Annotated in this window: 18 protein-coding genes; 6 read left to right on the forward strand and 12 right to left on the reverse strand. The window is 72.7% G+C overall.

Going from position 1 to position 16,947, the window contains the following annotated elements; all coding sequences use genetic code 11:
• Nucleotides 1–157: 157 nt before the first annotated feature.
• Nucleotides 158–832, reverse strand: a complete 675-nt coding sequence (locus ABD353_RS11740) for a DUF4232 domain-containing protein (RefSeq protein WP_344623468.1) — start codon at nucleotides 830–832, stop codon at nucleotides 158–160.
• A 593-nt stretch (nucleotides 833–1,425) separates the two neighbouring features.
• Between ABD353_RS11740 and ABD353_RS11745 the strand changes: the two genes are divergently transcribed.
• Together ABD353_RS11745 and ABD353_RS11750 are read left to right on the forward strand one after the other, a co-directional pair.
• Nucleotides 1,426–2,859 carry a multicopper oxidase family protein gene (locus ABD353_RS11745; RefSeq protein ID WP_344623469.1) on the forward strand — a complete coding sequence of 478 codons (1,434 nt, stop codon included), beginning with the start codon at nucleotides 1,426–1,428 and terminating at the stop codon, nucleotides 2,857–2,859.
• A 99-nt stretch (nucleotides 2,860–2,958) separates the two neighbouring features.
• The gene (locus ABD353_RS11750) at nucleotides 2,959–3,645 is read left to right on the forward strand and encodes an alpha/beta fold hydrolase (protein ID WP_344623470.1); all 687 of its coding nucleotides are present in this window, start codon (nucleotides 2,959–2,961) and stop codon (nucleotides 3,643–3,645) included.
• Here the strand turns inward: ABD353_RS11750 and ABD353_RS11755 are convergent.
• A complete protein-coding gene (locus ABD353_RS11755; RefSeq protein WP_344623471.1) occupies nucleotides 3,611–4,453 on the reverse strand; it encodes a helix-turn-helix transcriptional regulator in 843 nt (280 codons plus the stop codon). The two genes, ABD353_RS11750 and ABD353_RS11755, sit on opposite strands and share 35 nt — an antisense overlap.
• A 139-nt stretch (nucleotides 4,454–4,592) precedes the next feature.
• Here ABD353_RS11755 and ABD353_RS11760 point away from each other — a divergent pair, with 139 nt between their 5' ends.
• Complete coding sequence (locus tag ABD353_RS11760; RefSeq protein WP_344623472.1) at nucleotides 4,593–5,375, forward strand: NAD(P)H-dependent oxidoreductase; 783 nt, start codon at nucleotides 4,593–4,595, stop codon at nucleotides 5,373–5,375.
• A 164-nt stretch (nucleotides 5,376–5,539) separates the two neighbouring features.
• On the opposite strand, the gene ABD353_RS11765 is transcribed toward ABD353_RS11760, so the two are convergent.
• From ABD353_RS11765 to ABD353_RS11775, 3 genes are all read right to left on the reverse strand, one after another.
• The gene (locus ABD353_RS11765) at nucleotides 5,540–5,869 is read right to left on the reverse strand and encodes a hypothetical protein (RefSeq protein ID WP_344623473.1); all 330 of its coding nucleotides are present in this window, start codon (nucleotides 5,867–5,869) and stop codon (nucleotides 5,540–5,542) included.
• Nucleotides 5,866–6,429 carry an RNA polymerase sigma factor gene (locus ABD353_RS11770; RefSeq protein WP_344623474.1) on the reverse strand — a complete coding sequence of 188 codons (564 nt, stop codon included), beginning with the start codon at nucleotides 6,427–6,429 and terminating at the stop codon, nucleotides 5,866–5,868. The genes ABD353_RS11765 and ABD353_RS11770 overlap by 4 nt, the downstream gene beginning before the upstream one ends.
• 212 nt (nucleotides 6,430–6,641) lie before the next feature.
• Nucleotides 6,642–6,989 carry a hypothetical protein gene (locus tag ABD353_RS11775; RefSeq protein ID WP_344623475.1) on the reverse strand — a complete coding sequence of 116 codons (348 nt, stop codon included), beginning with the start codon at nucleotides 6,987–6,989 and terminating at the stop codon, nucleotides 6,642–6,644.
• A gap of 341 nt (nucleotides 6,990–7,330) precedes the next feature.
• On the opposite strand from ABD353_RS11775, the gene ABD353_RS11780 reads away from it, so the two are divergent.
• Nucleotides 7,331–7,894 (forward strand): hypothetical protein, encoded by a 564-nt coding sequence (locus ABD353_RS11780; protein ID WP_344623476.1) that lies wholly within the window; start codon nucleotides 7,331–7,333, stop codon nucleotides 7,892–7,894.
• A 93-nt stretch (nucleotides 7,895–7,987) separates the two neighbouring features.
• On the opposite strand, the gene ABD353_RS11785 is transcribed toward ABD353_RS11780, so the two are convergent.
• Entirely contained in the window at nucleotides 7,988–9,046 is a 1,059-nt protein-coding gene (locus ABD353_RS11785) for a methyltransferase (protein WP_344623477.1), read from the reverse strand.
• A gap of 614 nt (nucleotides 9,047–9,660) precedes the next feature.
• Here ABD353_RS11785 and ABD353_RS11790 point away from each other — a divergent pair.
• Nucleotides 9,661–10,764, forward strand: coding sequence for a right-handed parallel beta-helix repeat-containing protein (locus ABD353_RS11790; RefSeq protein ID WP_344623478.1), 1,104 nt, complete (start codon nucleotides 9,661–9,663; stop codon nucleotides 10,762–10,764).
• Between the two features lie 154 nt (nucleotides 10,765–10,918).
• Here ABD353_RS11790 and ABD353_RS11795 read toward each other — a convergent pair whose 3' ends face one another.
• On the reverse strand, nucleotides 10,919–11,578 hold the full coding sequence (locus ABD353_RS11795) for a glyoxalase (RefSeq protein WP_344623479.1): 660 nt from the start codon (nucleotides 11,576–11,578) through the stop codon (nucleotides 10,919–10,921).
• A 149-nt stretch (nucleotides 11,579–11,727) separates the two neighbouring features.
• Nucleotides 11,728–12,081, reverse strand: a complete 354-nt coding sequence (locus ABD353_RS11800) for a hypothetical protein (RefSeq protein WP_344623480.1) — start codon at nucleotides 12,079–12,081, stop codon at nucleotides 11,728–11,730.
• Nucleotides 12,082–12,241: 160 nt separating this feature from the next.
• On the opposite strand from ABD353_RS11800, the gene ABD353_RS11805 reads away from it, so the two are divergent.
• A complete protein-coding gene (locus tag ABD353_RS11805) occupies nucleotides 12,242–12,649 on the forward strand; it encodes an NUDIX hydrolase (protein ID WP_344623481.1) in 408 nt (135 codons plus the stop codon).
• Nucleotides 12,650–12,695: 46 nt separating this feature from the next.
• On the opposite strand, the gene ABD353_RS11810 is transcribed toward ABD353_RS11805, so the two are convergent.
• The 4 genes from ABD353_RS11810 to ABD353_RS11825 form a co-directional block, all read right to left on the reverse strand.
• Nucleotides 12,696–13,664 (reverse strand): amidohydrolase family protein, encoded by a 969-nt coding sequence (locus ABD353_RS11810; protein ID WP_344623482.1) that lies wholly within the window; start codon nucleotides 13,662–13,664, stop codon nucleotides 12,696–12,698.
• Between the two features lie 729 nt (nucleotides 13,665–14,393).
• Nucleotides 14,394–15,218, reverse strand: a complete 825-nt coding sequence (locus ABD353_RS11815) for an SDR family NAD(P)-dependent oxidoreductase (protein WP_344623483.1) — start codon at nucleotides 15,216–15,218, stop codon at nucleotides 14,394–14,396.
• A 105-nt stretch (nucleotides 15,219–15,323) separates the two neighbouring features.
• Nucleotides 15,324–16,154 (reverse strand): enoyl-CoA hydratase/isomerase family protein, encoded by an 831-nt coding sequence (locus ABD353_RS11820; RefSeq protein WP_344623484.1) that lies wholly within the window; start codon nucleotides 16,152–16,154, stop codon nucleotides 15,324–15,326.
• A gap of 28 nt (nucleotides 16,155–16,182) precedes the next feature.
• On the reverse strand, nucleotides 16,183–16,923 hold the full coding sequence (locus ABD353_RS11825) for an SDR family oxidoreductase (RefSeq protein ID WP_344623485.1): 741 nt from the start codon (nucleotides 16,921–16,923) through the stop codon (nucleotides 16,183–16,185).
• Between the last annotated feature and the right edge of the window lie 24 nt (nucleotides 16,924–16,947).

Below are 16,947 nucleotides of genomic sequence, written 5' to 3' on the forward strand. Positions count from 1 at the left end.
CCGGCGGATCGGCCTCGTACTGGACCGTACGTGGACGATTCGCCGGTGCGTCCAGCTGGGGGCACCTCCCGGCCGAAGGCTGGGGGGAGGATGCCCGGCGTCGCGCGCCCGGCAAGATCCGAAAGAGAGGGCCTCGGACCGGTGGGGGCGCCCGCGGTCACTCGCCCTGGCCGGCGCTTCCCATCGGGCCGATCTTCACCGGGGATCCGCTGCCGTCCGTGACGGGCAGCGAGCCGGAGCCCGGCCAGGGCAGGGTGACCGGGTGGGTCTCGTCCGGCGGGGTCACCACCAGGCCGGTGATCCGGACGCCGGAGCCGCCCGAGGTGTTGGCCGGGTAGATGATGCCGAAGAACGTCGACTTGCCGTTCTTCACGACGGCCGTGACGACCGGCTCGCCGGAGCGCTTCGCGGACAGCGTGCCCGCGGAGGTCTTCAGGTCGACGCCCGCGTAGCCGGCGAGTATGCAGTCCTTGCCGCTGTGGTTCTTCAGCTCGACCACGACGGTGTTGTCGGGGTCACCGGAGATGGTGCGGTCCGCGGCAGTGATGGTCAGGTCGGCCGTCCGGCACTTGGCAGGCTTCCCGGCCCCGGTGGAACCGGCCGGTGCGGCGGTGGAGGCCGTGCTGCCCTTTCCCGGACCTGCCGAGGCCGGACCGCCCGAAGCCGGACCGCCGGAGGCCGGGAGGCCGCCGGCCGCGGTGCCGCTGGAGGCGGTGCCGGTGGACGCGGTCGGGGCTCCCTGTGCGGTGCCCGCCCCGTCGTCCTGGCACGCGGTGAGCGAGAGGGCGGCGGTGACGGCCAGAGCGGCGAAGGCGAGCTTGCGGACGCGCATGGTGATTTTCCTCCAGGAGGCGGCAGTGCCTGGTGCTCGGTGCGAGCGGGTTTCCGAAGACCAGGACCGCCCGCCCGGACGAACCGTTCCGCCCGGGACGCCCCCAGGACAGTGCTGTGACATGTACGAACGGAAACGACCGCGCCGCCGCCCGCCGTACCGCGCCGCACCCTGCCGCCGACCTGCCCTGACACCGCATCACACCACCACCGTGCACCGACACCCGCTGGCCGCCCCGTCACCGACCACCGGGACAGACCCGTGACCCGGACGACCTTGACCACGGACCGCGACACCACCGCGAGCACGCCATGACGAACCCCTCTGTCCCATTCCCGCTGCAGCAAACCGGTGGTGACGGACCCTCCGTGCGGCGGGCTGCCTGGGGCGGCGGCCGGGTTGATCTAGATTGCCCGATTGTGGGAGACAGTCGCGGCATCAGCCGCCGATCGGTGCTCAGGGCTGTCCCCGCCGTGGCCCTCGCCGCGAGGTCCGGCGGAATCCTGGCCGGGCGGGGTACGGCGACGGCACCCGCGCCGTTTCCGCAGCCGGCCGTCGTGGCCTCCCGGCCGGTGCACGGCTCGGCATCGCGGGTGCTGGAGCAGACGCTCGACGTCCGCTTCACGGACGTCTCCGTGCCGGGCCACGGCCCCGTCACCACCCGCACCTACAACGGGACGATCCCCGGGCCGACCCTGCGCGTGCGTGCCGGTCACACCCTGAGGCTGACGCACGTCAACGGCCTGCCGCCCAACCCGCCCCACAGCGGCGGCCACAACACCCCGCACCGGCCCAACAGCTTCAACCTGCACACCCACGGCCTGCACGTCTCCCCGTCCGGGCACGCCGACAACGTGCTGCGGGAGTTCGCCCCGCGCACCCCGGAGGAGTCCGCCGCCGGAGCCGCGGAGCCGCGGTACACGTCGACCGTCCACGTGCCCTGCGACCACCCCGCGGGCACCTACTGGTACCACCCGCACCTGCACGGATCGACCGCCGAGCAGGTCGTCGGCGGCATGGCCGGCGTGATCGTCGTCGAGGGCGACGTCGACGACGTCCCGGAGATCCGGGCGGCCGCCGACCTCGTCGTCTGCATCAACGAGCTCAAGGTCGGGGACGGCCACGTCCCCGCCTTCACCTCCGGCAGCTGGATGACCGGCGTCCCCTCCACCTTCACCGTGAACGGCAGCGTCAACCCCACCCTCCGGCTGCGTCCGGGCGAGGTGCAGCGGTGGCGGCTGGTCGCCGCGACCGCGTTCGCCGCCCTGCGGCTCACCGTCACCGGCGAGGCCGGAGACATGGCACTGCACCAGATCGCCCAGGACGGCATCACCTTCCCCACCCCGGTCGCACGGACGACGGTGGACCTGGCCATGGGCAACCGTGCCGACGTGCTGGTCCGGGGCGGCGCGCCCGGCCGGTACGAGCTGCGGGCCGACGGGCTGCCGGGACCGCTGATGACGATCGAGGTCGCGGGAGCGCCCGTGCGGCCGCCGATGCGGCTTCCGGCCTCACTGCCACCGGGCCGGCCCTTCCTCGACGAGCAGGACATCACCGACCCCGACGCGGACCGGGAGGTGGTCTTCCACGCTGATGCGGGCGTCTTCACCGGGGCGTTCCCGAACGCCTTCCGCATCCTGGGCACCCATGCGACCCCCGCAGCCGACCCCGGAGGCGATCCCACCCGCGACCCGGCTCACGGCCTCTTCGACCCCGCCTGCACCAACCACACCCTGCGCCTCGGCACGGTCGAACGCTGGACCGTCCGGACGGACGAATCCCTCGCGGCGTTCAACCATCCCTTCCACCTGCACACCGACCAGGTCCTCCTCACCCACCGCAACGGCGTACGGCTGGACCCGCCGGTCTGGCACGACACCCTCGGCCTCGCCGGCGGCACGCCCGGAGACTCCGTCACCTTCCTGGTCAGGTACGAGGACTTCACCGGTCGCACCATCGCCCACTGCCACCAGCTCCACCACGAGGACCTCGGCATGATGCAGACCGTCCACTACGTGGCGCCGTGAGGACCCACTGCCCGGCAACCCGGCCGGACGCGAGGAATCAGCGATCGATCACTCATCGTGATATGACGGCATGGCTCGCTACCCCTGAAGGAGGAAGCCATGGCAGGCAAGGCCAGCATCGTCTTCGCCCACGGACTCTGGGCCGACGGGTCGTGCTTCAACAAGCTCATCCCCGCGCTCCAGGCCGAGGGCCACCAGGTGTCCGCCTCGCAGCACGGCCTCGACTCGCTCGAGGGCGACGTCGCCTGCGTGACCCGTTCCATCGATCACGTGCCCGGCCCGGTCGTGCTCGTCGGCCACTCCTACGGCGGCACCCTGATCACCAAGGCCGGCACCCACGACCGCGTCGGCGCCCTGGTCTACATCGCCGCGCTCGCCCCCGACGAGGACGAGACCTCGCAGGGCCAGCAGGACAAGTTCGCCCGCACGCCCGTCTTCGAGCACATCGACGTCGCCGACGGCCGCATCTGGCTCCTCGAGTCGGGCCTCGGCGACTTCTGCGGCGATCTGCCGGAGGCCGAACAGAAGCTCGTCCTCGCGACCGGCGCCGTGCCGGTGCCCGACCTGTTCACCCAGCAGGTTCCCGGCACCGCCTGGCGCACGAAGCCGAGTTGGTACATCGTCGCGAACGACGACCGCACCGTGAACCCGGACCTGGAGCGGGCCGCCGCCGAACGCATGGGCGCCAAGACCTACGCAGTCGACAGCAGCCACGTGCCGATGCTCTCGCACCCCGGCCTCGTCCTCGACGTCATCCGCGACGCGGCGAAGGCCGTCGAGGCGTAACGCCGTCCCCGTCCAGGCCCGCCAGCAGGCGCAGCCCGTCCTCGGCGGGGTCGCCGGGTGCCGCGGACAGCACCAGGAGTTCCAGCCCCGATTCGTCGGGCAGCGCGAAGTTCTCCTGGTGCAGATTCAGCGGTCCGACCAGCGGGTGCCGGTACGCCTTGCGCCCGTGGGTGCGCGCCCGGACGTCCGCGCGGGCCCACAGTCGGCGGAACCGCTCGCTGCCCATCGCCAGTTCGCCGACGAGCGAGGCCAGGTGGGTGTCCTCGGGGTACTTCCCGGCGGCCAGGCGCAGGTGCCCGACCACGTCGAGGGTGCAGTTCTCCCAGTCCGCGTACAGGCCGCACTCGCCCTCGTCGAGGAAGAGGTGCCGGGCGACGTTGAGGCCCTGCAGCGGCCGGCCGTAGAGGAGCCCGGCGAGCCGGTTGCCGGCGAGCACGTCCAGGCGGTGGTTCATGATCAGCGCGGGTGCGTCGGTGACCAGGTCGAGGACGCGCAGCAGCTCCGGCCGGATCCGTCCGCCCGGTGCCTTCGCGCGGCGGCGGCGCTGCCGGGCGAGCCGGTCGAGGTGCTCGCGTTCGGTCTCGTCGAGGCCGAGGACGCGGGCGAGCGCGTCGAGGACCTGCTCGGAGGGCTGGGTCGCGCGGCCCTGCTCCAGGCGGACGTAGTAGTCGACGCTGACCCCGGACAGGTGCGCGACCTCTTCGCGGCGCAGTCCTTCGACCCGGCGGCGGCTGTCGGCGGGGATGCCGGCGGCGGCCGGGTCGACCCGTGACCGCCGGGTCCGCAGGAAGCCCGCAAGATCGTCCATGGGCCCAGTATGGCCTCCGGCGTCGCCCGCGAGGGTGGCCCTGCGATTACCAGGAAGTCCCGTCCGACGGAAGAGCCGTCCCTGAACGCCGGGCGCCGCAGCGCCCAGGATCTGGGGCATCCGATCCGAAGGAGTTCCCGTGAAGACGCTGATCGTCCATGCCCATCCCGAGCCGGAGTCGCTCAACGGCTCGCTGAAGGACCTCGCGGTGTCCACCCTGGAGGGCGCCGGCCACGAGGTGCGGGTCAGCGACCTGTACGCGATGAAGTGGAAGGCGGTCGTGGACGCCTCGGACTACGGCTCCCACGCCTCACGTCCGCTGAAGGTCGCCCTGGACTCGGGCCGGGCCTTCGACGCCGGGGCGCTCACCCCGGACGTCCTCGCCGAGCAGGAGAAGCTGCTGTGGGCCGACACGATCATCTTCCAGTTCCCGCTGTGGTGGTACACCGTGCCCGCGATCCTCAAGGGCTGGGTGGACCGCGTGTTCACCTACCGCTTCGCGTACGGCGTCGGCGAGCACAGCGACACCCGGTACGGCGAGCGCTTCGGCGAGGGCACCCTCGCGGGCCGGAGGGCGCTGCTGTCCGTCACCACCGGCGGCCCGGAGTCGCACTACGCCGCTCGTGGGATCAACGGGCCCATCGACGACCTGCTGTTCCCGATCCAGCACGGCATCCTCTACTACCCGGGCATCGAGGTGCTGCCGCCGTTCGTGCTGTACGGCACCGACCGGATGCGCGCGGAGGACTACCCGCAGGTCGCCGAGGCCTGGAGGCAGCGCCTGCTGACCCTGGAGTCGACCGAGCCGATCGCGTTCCGGCCGCAGAACTTCGGTGACTACGAGATCCCCTCACTGCACCTGAAGGAGGGACTGGAGCCCGAGGGCCGCACGGGTTTCGGGCTGCACGTACGCGGCCGCTGACGGGCTCGGGCGTTCGGGGCCGGGGGTGCGGAGCCGGGGCCCGGCCCGGCCCCGGCACCCCGTTCGACGGCACGGGGGCCTCCGCCCCGGCGTGCCCGGCATCGTCCTCACCGGGTTCACCCTGAACCGGGTCGAAGGCGCCCGGACCTCCGCCCGTCGATCGGCTACACCCTCTCGCCGTGCTTCCGCGGCCCGGCGGACCCGGCGGCACCCCGGGTGCCGTCGGGTGCGGCGCGGGTCAGGGTGCACCGGCCGTCGGTGCAGGAACGTTGCAGGCGGCCCTGCGAGACGGTCTGCATGAGTCCGACGGTCCAGCACATCGGGCATCCGCGCAGGGCGACGACGCCGACCGGCAGGAGGATCAGGCTGACCGGCCCGATCAGCGGAACGAGGGCGAACGCGCCGATCAGCGAGCCGAATCCGACCACGCCGCGCACCAGGTGCCGGGGCAGGGACCGGCTCGCGTAACCGGTGCCGTCGGTGATTGCGGTCATCGCATCCTCCCGGATGTCAGGTCGGGTGAGGCCTGCAGCGTCTGCCGCAGTGCTGCGCGGGCCCGGTGCAGCCGCGACTTCATCGCCGGAGTGCTCAGGCCGAGCGCCTCGGCGACCGTCCGCCCGCTGAGGCCCTGGATGTCGCGCATGACGAGCAGTCGGCGCTGATCGGCGGGAAGGGCGGCGATCGCCGCCGCCACCCGGCCGGCCTCCAGCCGCTGCAGGACCTCGTCCTCGGCCGACAGCACGGAGCCGTCCCGCGGAGGCACCGGATCGCGCAGTACCGCCCGTGCGTGCCGGAGGCACTCGTTGCGCACGATGCGGAACATCCACGAGGCCAGTGCGCCGGAGGCCCGGAGCGTACCGATCTTGCGGTACAGGATGATCAGTGCCTCCTGGGCCGCGTCCTCGGCGTCCTCGGGCGTGGCGCACAGGGAGTGCGCGAACCGCCGTACGTTCGGGTGCGCGCCCGACACCAGGGCGGTGAGCGAGTCGAGGTCACCGCCCTGTGCCGCGACGATCAGCTGCTCACCCGGCCAGTGGCCGGTCCGGTCAGCCACGTCCGTTCCTCCGCCTGCGCAGCACGAGCATGCAGGTGCACAGCACCACCAGTGTGGCGACAGCAGCGATTCCGATGATCACGGCGACCTCCCGGTCCTCTCCGACGTTCGTCCGTACGTGCATAAGAGGGGCGGTTCCTGAAAAAGGATTCGGCATCGCGGTGGGACGGTTGGGGCATCGGCATCGGCATCGACATCGGTCCGGGAGCGGCCTATCCCCGGACGGAGGTGTAGACGAAGCCGAGGCCGGCCAGGTGGACGAGCACCGCCGGGAACAGGGCCGGCCACGGTGTCCGGCCGCGGCGCCGCGCCAGTGCGATGCCGAGTCCGGCCAGCAGTACGGCCGCGACCAGCGAGACCCAGGGCGCCGCCAAGACCTCCAGGTAGCCCGTCCCGTCGCAGACGCGCTGGCCCGACATGGGCGAGGATCCGCAGCCGTCGGGGACGAAGAGCATCACGAACGACAACCCCGCAGTCACCGTCGTGCCGCCGAGCAGGAGCAGCCCGGAGACGACACCGAAGGCGATCTCGGCCGGCCGGCGCGGCACGGGACGGTACATGGGCGGCGGTGAACCGTACGCGGGCGGAACGTTCACGTCATCCCCTCGGGTCGGACGGCCGGGCGGCGGGCGTCTGCCCGACACAACCACCTTGCCCGCCACCCGAACCGCCCTGCATGAGTACACCTACTCAACCCCGGCGGAGGTCGGCCGTCGCGGGCGGATCGGTACGGACTCCGGTGTGGATTCCGGTGTGGTCTCCGGTGTCGTGATCCGGCGGACACCGGGCGTGGCACGCGATAGCGTCGTCACGGTCCGGTGGCCCGCCGATTCCGTGTCGCGGGCTGCCGGCGTTGTTGTCACCGCGCCTGTGAACGGCGCGAGTTGGGGAGGGGACGTACATGGCCGACCCGACCGACGTGCACTCCGGGCTGCCCAACGCCCTGAGCGTTCTGGCCGTACACCTGACGGCGGCCGGGCGGACGGAGGAGGCGCTGACCGTCGCCGAAGAGGCCGTGGCCGCCGCCCGGGCGCACGCGGAGGCGGATCCGGCCGCGTCCGAGCACCTCCTCGCACTGACGCTGAAGGACCTGGCCGGCCGCCTCACCGAGTGTCCCGGGCGATCGGACGCGGGACGGGCGGCCGCCGACGAGGCGGTGGAGACGTTCCGTCGGGTGGAGCCGAGGGACCCGGGAACCTTCGAGCAGCACCTGGCCCTGCACCTGGCCGTGTCGCTCTGGCTGGCCGCCTGCTACCGCGCGGAGGACGACGCCGAGGGCGCCCTGAAGCTGCTCTCCGAATCGGAGGCGGTCTTCTCCCGACTCGACACACGGCACCCCGGCGCGTTCGCCGCAGAGCTCGAAGCGATCGGTGCGGCCCGGGCCGAGTTCCTCCGGCAGTCTGGCATCGGGGACCAGCCCGGGCAGGACCGGCCCCGGGTGCTGCAGGGCGGCAGTACCCCGTAGCCGTCGGCCATGAGGACGGCGTCCTCCTACGGCACTTCCCGTCACCGACCAACGAGGCAGGACATGCCGCAGCGCACCGGCCACGGGGCTCAGTCAGGCCCGCGCGACCAGCAGGCCCGTCGAGGCGGCCAGCCCGGTGGTCGCGACGTGCCGCAGGCCCGCGGCGGCGAACAGCGCGGTGAACTCCGCCTCGGTCCGCTCCCGGCCGGGGTGCAGCGCCATCATGACGGTGTCCCGCAGCTTGCCGTCGTGCGGTGCGTCGTCCTCCGGCACGATGGCGTCGATGACGATGACCTGGGCATCCGGTGCCATCACCTGCCGGATGCTGCCGAGCACCGCCACGCACTGCCGGTCGTCCCAGTCGTGCAGGATCATCGACAGGAGGTAGGCGTCCGCGCCGTGCGGCACGCTGTCGAAGAAGTCCCCGCCGACCACGTCGACCCGGTCGGCGACGCCCGCCGCCTCCAGCACCGCCTTCGCGCCCCGGACCACGGCCGGCTGGTCCAGCAGGGTGGCCCGCAGCTCCGGGTAGCGCGGCAGGATCGTGGCGAGCAGGTGCCCCTGTCCGCCGCCGACATCGACCACCTGCGCCACGCCGGTCAGGTCGCAGTTCTCCACGGCCGCGGCGTGGGCCCGCCGGGCCATGTCGCCCATCGCGTCGTTGAAGAGTTCGGCCTGCTCCGGGTGGGCGGCCAGGTGTGACCACCAGTCCGTGCCGTGCACGTGCGGGAACGTCGGACGGCCCGTGCGCACCGAGTACGACAGTGAGTTGATGGCCTGGAGCTTCTCGGGCAGCCCCCAGAACCTGACCCAGTTCCGCACCGACCCGGGCACCTCGGCGCGCAGCGTCTCGGCCAGCGGGGTCAGGGCGAACGTCTCGGGCTCCACCTCCCGAAAGATCTTCTGGGCGGCCAGCGCCCGTAACACCCGGCGCAGTGCCTGCGGGTGCGCCCCGCACCGGCGGGCGAGTTCCGGCACCGGCACCGGCCCGTCGGCCAGGAGCTCCGCTATGTCGAACTCGGCTGCCACCACGAGAAGTTGGGTGACGAGGGCGCCGTGCAGCAGGTCCATCATCCTCTGCTGCGGGCGCTCGGCCGCGTCCTCGCGGGTGTCCGGAAAGACGCGCTCTTCTTGGACCTCACGGTTCTGCACTTGGCTTCTCCTTGGTGTGCACAGCGGCTGCTCGCGCCTCGGGCGCGGCGCATTCGAGTTGTTCGATGACGGATCACACGGATGGTCACTGGCAGTAGCGGTCCGCCGCCAGGACGATCACGGGGCCGCCATGATTGCGGTGCGGTCCCGATGAATGGTTCCCGGTCCTGCCGCCGTGCCGGTCAGCGCGAGCGGACGCCGGCTTGGGCCGGCGGAAGCTCCGGACGGTGGCCGCGGGGACGCCTCACCGGATGGGGCGGCGTGGCACGAGCGGGTGGCGGCCGTGCACCGGTCGTCTCCCCGACGTGGGCCTTCCCAGCGTGACCGTCGAACGACCCGCCCGTACTCCCGACTACGCCGAAAGTGGCCCGTCGCAGGCCGCCCGGACCGGGTGGAGCCCCCGTGAACCGCACCCGCCCGGCCTGCCCCGGCGGCCGCGCTCACACCGTCGGCCGACACATCGTCAGCCCCACGGTCCAGCCCTGGTGGCGGGCCCCGGGCGGCGCCCATAGCGTCGATCCGACTGGCGGCCCGAACCGGCCGCCACCCATTCTGCGCACCGTGTCACCGCGCCGGCATCCCCGAGAGCGCGGCAAGAAAGCAGGTCACCACAGATGCCCACGCGACGGGTCCATCACCTCGCCGCGGCCACTGCCGCCGCCACCACCCTCACCACCGTCCTGGCCACGCTGGGTGCGGTGCCGTCGGCCCGTGCGGCCGGCGGCCTGCACGTGGTCCAGCCGGGCCAATCGATCCAGCAGGCCGTCGACGCGGCCGGCCCCGGCGACACCGTCCAGCTGCTACCGGGCACCTACCGCGGCAGCGTCCGGATCACCACCGCCGGCCTCACGCTTCGCGGCGCCGGTCCGAACAGCGTCATCACCCCGGGTGACGCCGCCGACGGCACCGCCGGCGACACCGTCTGCGCCGCCGCCGGGCACGGCATCTGCGTCGTCGGCAGCGACCGGAACCCGCTCGGCGGTGTCACCGTCGAAGACCTCGCCGTCGCCGGTTTCCAGAAGAACGGCATCGACGCCACCGCGACCGATGGCATGACCGTGCGCACCGCCCACCTCCGCGGCAACGGCCAGCACGGCATCAGCCAGGAGAAGTCGACCCGGGCCGTGATCGTCGGCAACGAGGCGACCGGCAACGGCCAGTACGGCATCTTCCTCGCCAACATCGTGGATCCCGAGGGCGACAGCAGCGGCGGTGCGATCGACACCGCCGGCACCGTGGTCAGCGGCAACCGGCTCACCGACAACCGGCTCGGCGTCGCCGTCCGCCGTCTGCGCAACCTCGACGTCGAACAGAACGACGTCCACGGCAACTGCGGCGGCGTCTTCGTCGTCGGTGACGAGACGGTGCCCCGGGCGGGCCGGCTGAGCGTCACCCGCAACCGGGTCGTCGCCAACAACAAGTACTGCCCGGCCGCCGGGCGGCTCGCTCACATCCAGGGGACGGGCATCCTCCTCACCGGCGCCGAGGAGGTGGCGGTGACGGACAACCAGGTCAGCGACAACGTCGGCGACTCGCCGATGTCCGGTGGCATCGTGTTCTTCCACAGCCTGGTCGGCGTGGCCAACACCCGGAACTCCGTCGTGACCAACGACGCCGTCGGCAACTCCCCCGCCGACCTCGTCGACCGCGAGGGTGACAGCACGAACCTCTTCGGACGCAACCACTGCGCGGTCTCCGAACCCGCCGGCCGCTGCTGACCACGGCACGTCCTGGCGGTCCGGCCGAGCGGAGACGCCGCATGCGGGGCAGCCCCTCCTCGACGTCACCGGCCGCCGCCGGAGGGAGGGGGAGAGTCGGAGGACGGCCCCGGGGGCAGGTACGCCCCCGGGCCGGGCCGGGCCGGGCCGGGCGTCAGGACTGCGGGGCGGACGGCACGGCGGCCTCCCAGGCGAACCCGTCCGGGTCGGTGAAGGTGTCGGCGGTGGTGCTGCCGAGTGCGATGCGGTGCGAGCCGGTGCCGTCGGCGGGGACGCCGAGGTCCTTGGCCAGGGCGCGGCGCTTGTACAGCGCCAGCTTCACGGGGCTGGACTCGCCGGGGGCGAACTCGACGTACTTGCCGCCGAAGCTCTTGGCCACGGTGAGGCCCCGGCCGACGTAGAACTGCTTGGTGGCCTTCACGTCCTCGACGCCGATCAGCAGGACGAACTCGTCGATCTCGCGGGTGGCGGGGCCGGTGTCCTTCTTCGCCGAGGTCGCGATCTTCCAGATCGTCCCGTCCGGGGCCTGGACGACGCCGCCGTAGCCCCACAGGGACTTCGTGGCGGGCTTCAGCACCGTGGCACCGGCGTCCACGGCGGCGCTGACGAAGCCGTCGACGGTGGCGGGCCCGGAGACGGTGAGCGCCAGGGTGAAGCCGCGGAATCCGGTCGAGGGCGCCTCGGACGCCCGGAGGCGGACAAGGGTGTCCACGCCGAAGGCGCTGTAGAAGCGGTGGGCGGCCTCCAGGTCGGTCACCTCGACGGTGACGGTCGCAAGGGCCGTGTCGGTTGCGGGGGAAGTGGTGGTTGCCATGACCACCACGCTAGGGGGCGGGCGGCCGCCGGGGCTTCTCCGATCCTGACCGGTCCGCCGCCGTGGTCGCGCCCCGGGCCGGACCGCCCCTGGATACCGGGCGCCCGGCGGGGACACGCCCACCGGCACCGGGGCCTCGTCCGGCCGTCTCAGTCGCGCTCGACGCGCACGCCGCCGACCAGCCCCCAGGCGTCGACCCGGACGGTCGGACCACCGGGCTCGCTCGGGCCGTCGTCGCTCACGCCGCCGAGGCGGAGGCCGCCGACCTTCACCCGCACGTCGGGGCGGACCCGCAGCCGCACGCCCCCGACCAGGCTCAGCTTGGTGATCCGGATCTCCGCACCGTCCGGGATGTCCACATCGGTCAGGTCGATGTCGGCGCCGCCGACCAGGGACGCGGTCAACGTCCGCTCCTGGATCACGGCACCGCCCAGGCGGTGGCCGCCGATGATGCTGACCCGGAAGTCCGTCCGCCGGGCATCGCGCCCTTCGTTCTTCGTCATGGGCACCACCGTACGGGGCCGCGACGCCCGCTCGGCAGTGCCCCCTGCCCTGCTGACGGCATGACAACCGTCATGACGTCAGCAGCCGTTGCGGACGCGAAGGGTGCGACGGGCGCATCGGCCCGGTTGTCGCGTCGCCGCGGATGGGTAGGGTCCGGGCGTGGAGACGGTCGAGGTCGTTCCGGAGAAGGTGGCCTGGGTTCTGGTGCGTGGCGGCCGGGTGCTGGTGACGCGCGTCCGCGGTGTGGACGTCTTCTACTTCCCCGGCGGGAAGCGGGAGCCGGGTGAGTCCGATGCCGAAACCTTGGCGCGGGAGGTCGACGAGGAGCTCCGGGCCCGGATCGACACCGCCACCATGGTGCACGTCGGCACCTTCGAGACGCGGAGGGATTCCGACGGCAGCACCGGGTTCCGGATGATCTGCTACACCGCCGAGCACACCGGTGCGCTGGTCGCCTCCAGCGAGATCGCGGAGTTGGACTGGTTCGGGTACGGCGACCGTGCACGGGTCTCGGCCGTGGACCGGATGGTGTTCGACCAGCTGCACGCGTCCGGCCGACTGCCCTGAGGGCGCCCGGTCGCGTGCGGGACCCGCCGGCGGACGTCGTCCGGCGTTAGCCGGTGGCCGCGCGCAGGATGCGGGTCGCGCGAGGCCGCCGCCTCGGCGCGCAGCGCGGGCAGGTCGACGTCCAGGACGCGGCCGGCCCACTTGCGGACCCGCCCGGCGACGAGCACGGTGTCGATGTGCGGGTGTTCCAGCCGAGGACCACCGCCCCGACGGGGTCGTTCAACGGCAGGTTCTTGATCTCGTCGGCGGTGAGCAGCAGCAGGTCGGCCTGTTTCCCGGGCGTGAGGGAGCCGGTGACCCCGTCGAGGCCGCAGGTGCGCGCACCTCGCAGGGTGGCGAAGTCCAGCACGTCGGCGGTGCCGATCCGGCCCGGTGCCGGTGCGGTTCCGCCCGATGCGTGGGCGGCGTTCACGGCCCGCATCCGCTGGATCGCGAGCAGGGTCCTCATCTGGGTGAACATGTCGCCGGCCAGGGCGACTTCGACGTCGATGCTCAGTCCGGGCCGTATCCCGACGGCAAGGGCCTCGCCGACGGCGGGCACGGCGCTCTCCAGGCCGATCTGCGGTTCGGAGGTGGGCGCGAGCGAGACCGTGACACCGGTCGCTGCGATCGCCCGCCAGGCGTCCGGGCCGAGGCCGGTGGCGTGGATCAGCGGCACCTGTTCGTCGAGCAGGCCCGCCCGCCCCCAGTCGAGGACCGCCCGCGAGGAGGGGGCGCCGAACACCGCGTCGACGCTCACACCGATGCCCAGTGTCCTTGCGGCAGCGGCGAGTTCGGGCCCGTAGGCGAGGCCGGGACCGGCGATCTCGTCGGTGGCCAGGGCGGCGAGGCGGAAGGTGATCAGACCGCTGCCGAAGCGGTCGCACAGCCTGGCGAGATCGGCCGGCCACTGCCGGTCCCAGACGCCGAAGTGCGGTGCCGTCGCGGCGTGGACGCCGCGGATGCCGGTGTCGACCAGGGCCTGAACGGCGGCGTCGGAGTGCGCGGCGCTGCGGGAGTTGTGGGAGAACCTCATCGGCCGATCCGGTGAGGAGACCGTACAGGCAGGGAACAACTGGGAGACCGGCACCCGCTTCGGCGAACTGCACGGCTGCGACGGCGCCCGCCTGCATGCCCCACAACTGCCGGCGACCCCGTTGAACCGCGCGGACGAATACGCTGACCTGCGGAAACATCTATCGATTGCGCAGGCCATGCGAGCAGTCAGGCAAGGCTGGAAGGCCTCGCTGCGCCGAACGGCGGAAGCTCCACGGCGCCGCGATCGCCATCTGGCAGACGCGCAGCCTCCGCGGCACGGATTCTCATGTTCGGGTCGGTGCGGCAGGGTCTGAGCGGATCGATGCTGACCTTTTGCCGACTTCCCGACTACCCGCCGGATGGAGACCATGGTGTGCTGACGGACCGTAACAGGGGCTATCCCCGCACAGGCGGGGAGCAGTCGAAGCGGCTCATGGCGAGCGGGTCCGCCAGGAGCACGCTGGTGTCGAGAACGTACGTGCGCCGACCGGTCTGGCGGGAGCCGCCGGGCTTGTTCCTGATGCCACGCGTGTGGTCGGTCATCGCTGCATCTCCCGATCCGCCGCGATCGGCCCACCGTTCCCAGGACACGCCGGGGGTCGGGCACCGCCGCAGCCCGGTGGTGTGTGGGTGGACGGTAGCCGAAGCACCCGAGCGCGCGCGACGATGCGTGAGCCCCGTCACACCGGGCCGCAGCCGGAGGGGCTCAGAGCTCGGAAGTCGGAGCTCAGAGGGAGTCGACGAGGCCGCCGTCGACGACGAAGTCGGCGCCCGTGATGTTCGCCGCTCCGGGACCGGCGAGGAACACCACCAGGTCCGCGACCTCCGACGGACGGGTGAAGCGGCCGGTGGGCGACTGGGCCGCGGCGGCACGGGCCACGTCGCCGGGGTCGACGCCGCGCGCCGGCCCGACCGTGGCGGCCACGCCGTCGGTGCCCTGCCACAGCGCCGTCTCGACCGGGCCGGGACCGACCGTGTTCACCCGGACACCGCGTGGCCCGACCTCCTTGGACAGGGCCTTGCAGAAGTTGGTCAGCGCGGCCTTGGCGGCGCCGTAGTCGATGACCAGCGGGTCCGGCAGCCGGGCGTTGACCGAGGAGACGGTGACGATCCGGCCCGCGCCGGAGGCGAGCAGGTGCGGCAGCGCGGCCCGGGTGGCGCGGACGGCGGCCATCAGGTTGACGGTCAGGGCCCAGTCCCAGTCCTCGTCCGTCACGCTCAGGAAGCCGTCCACCCGCGGGCGCACCGCCCCGACGTTGTTCACCAGCACGTCGACGCCGCCGTGGAGCGCGGCGGCCTCGGCGACCAGCGCGGCCGGTCCGTCCGGCGTCGCCAGGTCGACCTCCACGACGGTGAGGTCCGCACCCCGCGCCAGGTGCGTGTCGAGGGCGTCGGTGCGGTGGCGCGATCCCGCGACGACGTGGCTGCCCGCGGCGAGGAAGGCCTCGGTGATCGCGAGTCCGATGCCGCGCCCGGCTCCGGTGACCACGACGGTCCGTCCGGCCAGGCCCGAGTCGGTGTCCGCGGCGCTGTCTCCTGTCGGCGTGGTCACAGCTGGTGCCTCCCTGCCGGGGTGTGCCCGGGTGTCCTGACCCGGCAGATCCATCAGACCGGAACTCCGGCGGCCCCGCACGGGGGACACCCCGCGTGGCCACGTTCACGGCTGCTGTCGCAGCCGTCCGATGGCGGCGCCGAGGTCCTTCTCGATGCCGTCGGGCTGCTGCAGGCCGTTCTCCAGCAGACGCCGGACGAACGGCCGGTGTTCCGGGCGCCCGGCGGTGGCGAAGTACGCCCTGAGACCGGGAGCGAATTCGCTGTCCTCGGGCAGGGTGGCCACGTCGACCAGTTCCTTGGTCCCGGTGACGGCCACCTTGTCGAAGGCCGCAATGCGGCGCGCGAACGCGTCGGTGAACTCCTCGATCTCGGCATCCGGGACGAGGCGGTTGACGTAGCCGTACTGGGCGGCCAGGTCGGCGGGTATGTCGTCGCCGCCGAGCAGGATCTCCAGGGCGCGGCCCCGGCCGACCAGCCGTCCGAGCCGTGCCATGGGCCCACCACCGGGGACGGCACCGACACCGACCTCGAACTGGCCGAGGACCGCCGTCTCGGAGGCGAAGCGGATGTCGGTGGCGAGCACGAACTCGCTGCCGGCGCCGCGGGTACGGCCGCGGATCTCCGAGATCGTCGCCGCCGGGAGCCTGCTGAGCCGTACGAAGTTGTCCAGGTACGGGTGCAGGCCGGTCGGTCCGGGAGGCATGCCCGCGACCCGGGCGTTGTCGGCCCTGAAGTCCCAGTGGGCCATGAAGTAGCCGGGCGTTTCGCTGCGGAACACGACCACGGTGAGGTGCGGGTCGGTCTCGATGCGCCCGACGAGCGCGCCGAGCTGGTCGAGCGTGTCCGGGTCCATCAGGTTGACCGGGCCGTTGTCGAAGGTCACCCGCCAGTAGGAGGGAGAGACTTCGGCGACGTGGAACTGTTCCGCAGTCATGTCGCCTCCGTTGCTGTCGGCGTGTTCGTCACGAGACGAACTGCTGCCCGCCGTCGATGTCGTAGGTCCCGCCGGTCAGCGCCGTATTGACCATGAGGTGGACGGCCAGCGCCGCGACGTCCGCGGGTCCGACGACGCGGCCGATCGGCAGCGTCGCGCGCAGCTCGGCGCGCCGTTCCTCGATCCGGTCGCCCAGCAGCGAGGCCGAGAGCGGAGTGTCGACGAAGCCTGCGGCGATGAGGTTGACGCGCACCGGTGCGAGTTCGAGTGCGAGGGCCGCGGTGAACGGGGGCAGCGCGTTGGTGGCGGCGGAGGCGACCCCGAGGCCCCGGCCGACCCGCCGTGCTCCGGTACCACCCATGAACACCAGGCTGCCCCCGGGTCTCGTCCGGCCCACGGCGTTGCGCGCGACCTCGAGCTGCAGCACCGCGTGATCACTGATCGCGTCCCGCACCTCGGCGGCGCTCATGTCGAGCAGGGGCCCGTAGCTCGGGCCGCCGGCTGTCACCATCACATGGTCGATCGGGGCCGGCAGGTCCTGGAAGAACGCCGCCAGGGCCGCGGGATCGGTGGCGTCGAACGCCGCGGTGCGCTGCGCGCCGAGCTCTCCGGCGGCGCGCTCCAGCCGGCCGGGATCGCGGCCGACGAGGACGATCTCGGCGCCCTCGGTCCGGGCGCGCCTGGCCGTCTCCAGCCCGATGCCGGCGCTGCCGCCGATGACGACGACGGTCCGGCCGAGCAGTTCGGGCTCGCGCATCGGGGTTGTCACGTCCGCACTCCTCCTCGACCTCCC

This window comes from Kitasatospora arboriphila, assembly GCF_039528095.1.
GTDB classification, from domain to species: domain Bacteria; phylum Actinomycetota; class Actinomycetes; order Streptomycetales; family Streptomycetaceae; genus Kitasatospora; species Kitasatospora arboriphila.

Excerpts from the sequence above, each read along its gene's own strand:
- ABD353_RS11780 (WP_344623476.1), top strand. The coding sequence starts at position 7,331 with ATGGCCGACCCGACCGACGTGCACTCCGGGCTGCCCAACGCCCTGAGC.
- ABD353_RS11755 (WP_344623471.1), bottom strand. The coding sequence starts at position 4,453 with ATGGACGATCTTGCGGGCTTCCTGCGGACCCGGCGGTCACGGGTCGAC.
- ABD353_RS11750 (WP_344623470.1), top strand. The coding sequence starts at position 2,959 with ATGGCAGGCAAGGCCAGCATCGTCTTCGCCCACGGACTCTGGGCCGAC.
- ABD353_RS11765 (WP_344623473.1), bottom strand. The coding sequence starts at position 5,869 with ATGACCGCAATCACCGACGGCACCGGTTACGCGAGCCGGTCCCTGCCC.
- ABD353_RS11810 (WP_344623482.1), bottom strand. The coding sequence starts at position 13,664 with ATGAGGTTCTCCCACAACTCCCGCAGCGCCGCGCACTCCGACGCCGCC.
- ABD353_RS11820 (WP_344623484.1), bottom strand. The coding sequence starts at position 16,154 with ATGACTGCGGAACAGTTCCACGTCGCCGAAGTCTCTCCCTCCTACTGG.
- ABD353_RS11740 (WP_344623468.1), bottom strand. The coding sequence starts at position 832 with ATGCGCGTCCGCAAGCTCGCCTTCGCCGCTCTGGCCGTCACCGCCGCC.
- ABD353_RS11800 (WP_344623480.1), bottom strand. The coding sequence starts at position 12,081 with ATGACGAAGAACGAAGGGCGCGATGCCCGGCGGACGGACTTCCGGGTC.
- ABD353_RS11795 (WP_344623479.1), bottom strand. The coding sequence starts at position 11,578 with ATGGCAACCACCACTTCCCCCGCAACCGACACGGCCCTTGCGACCGTC.
- ABD353_RS11790 (WP_344623478.1), top strand. The coding sequence starts at position 9,661 with ATGCCCACGCGACGGGTCCATCACCTCGCCGCGGCCACTGCCGCCGCC.
- ABD353_RS11775 (WP_344623475.1), bottom strand. The coding sequence starts at position 6,989 with ATGTACCGTCCCGTGCCGCGCCGGCCGGCCGAGATCGCCTTCGGTGTC.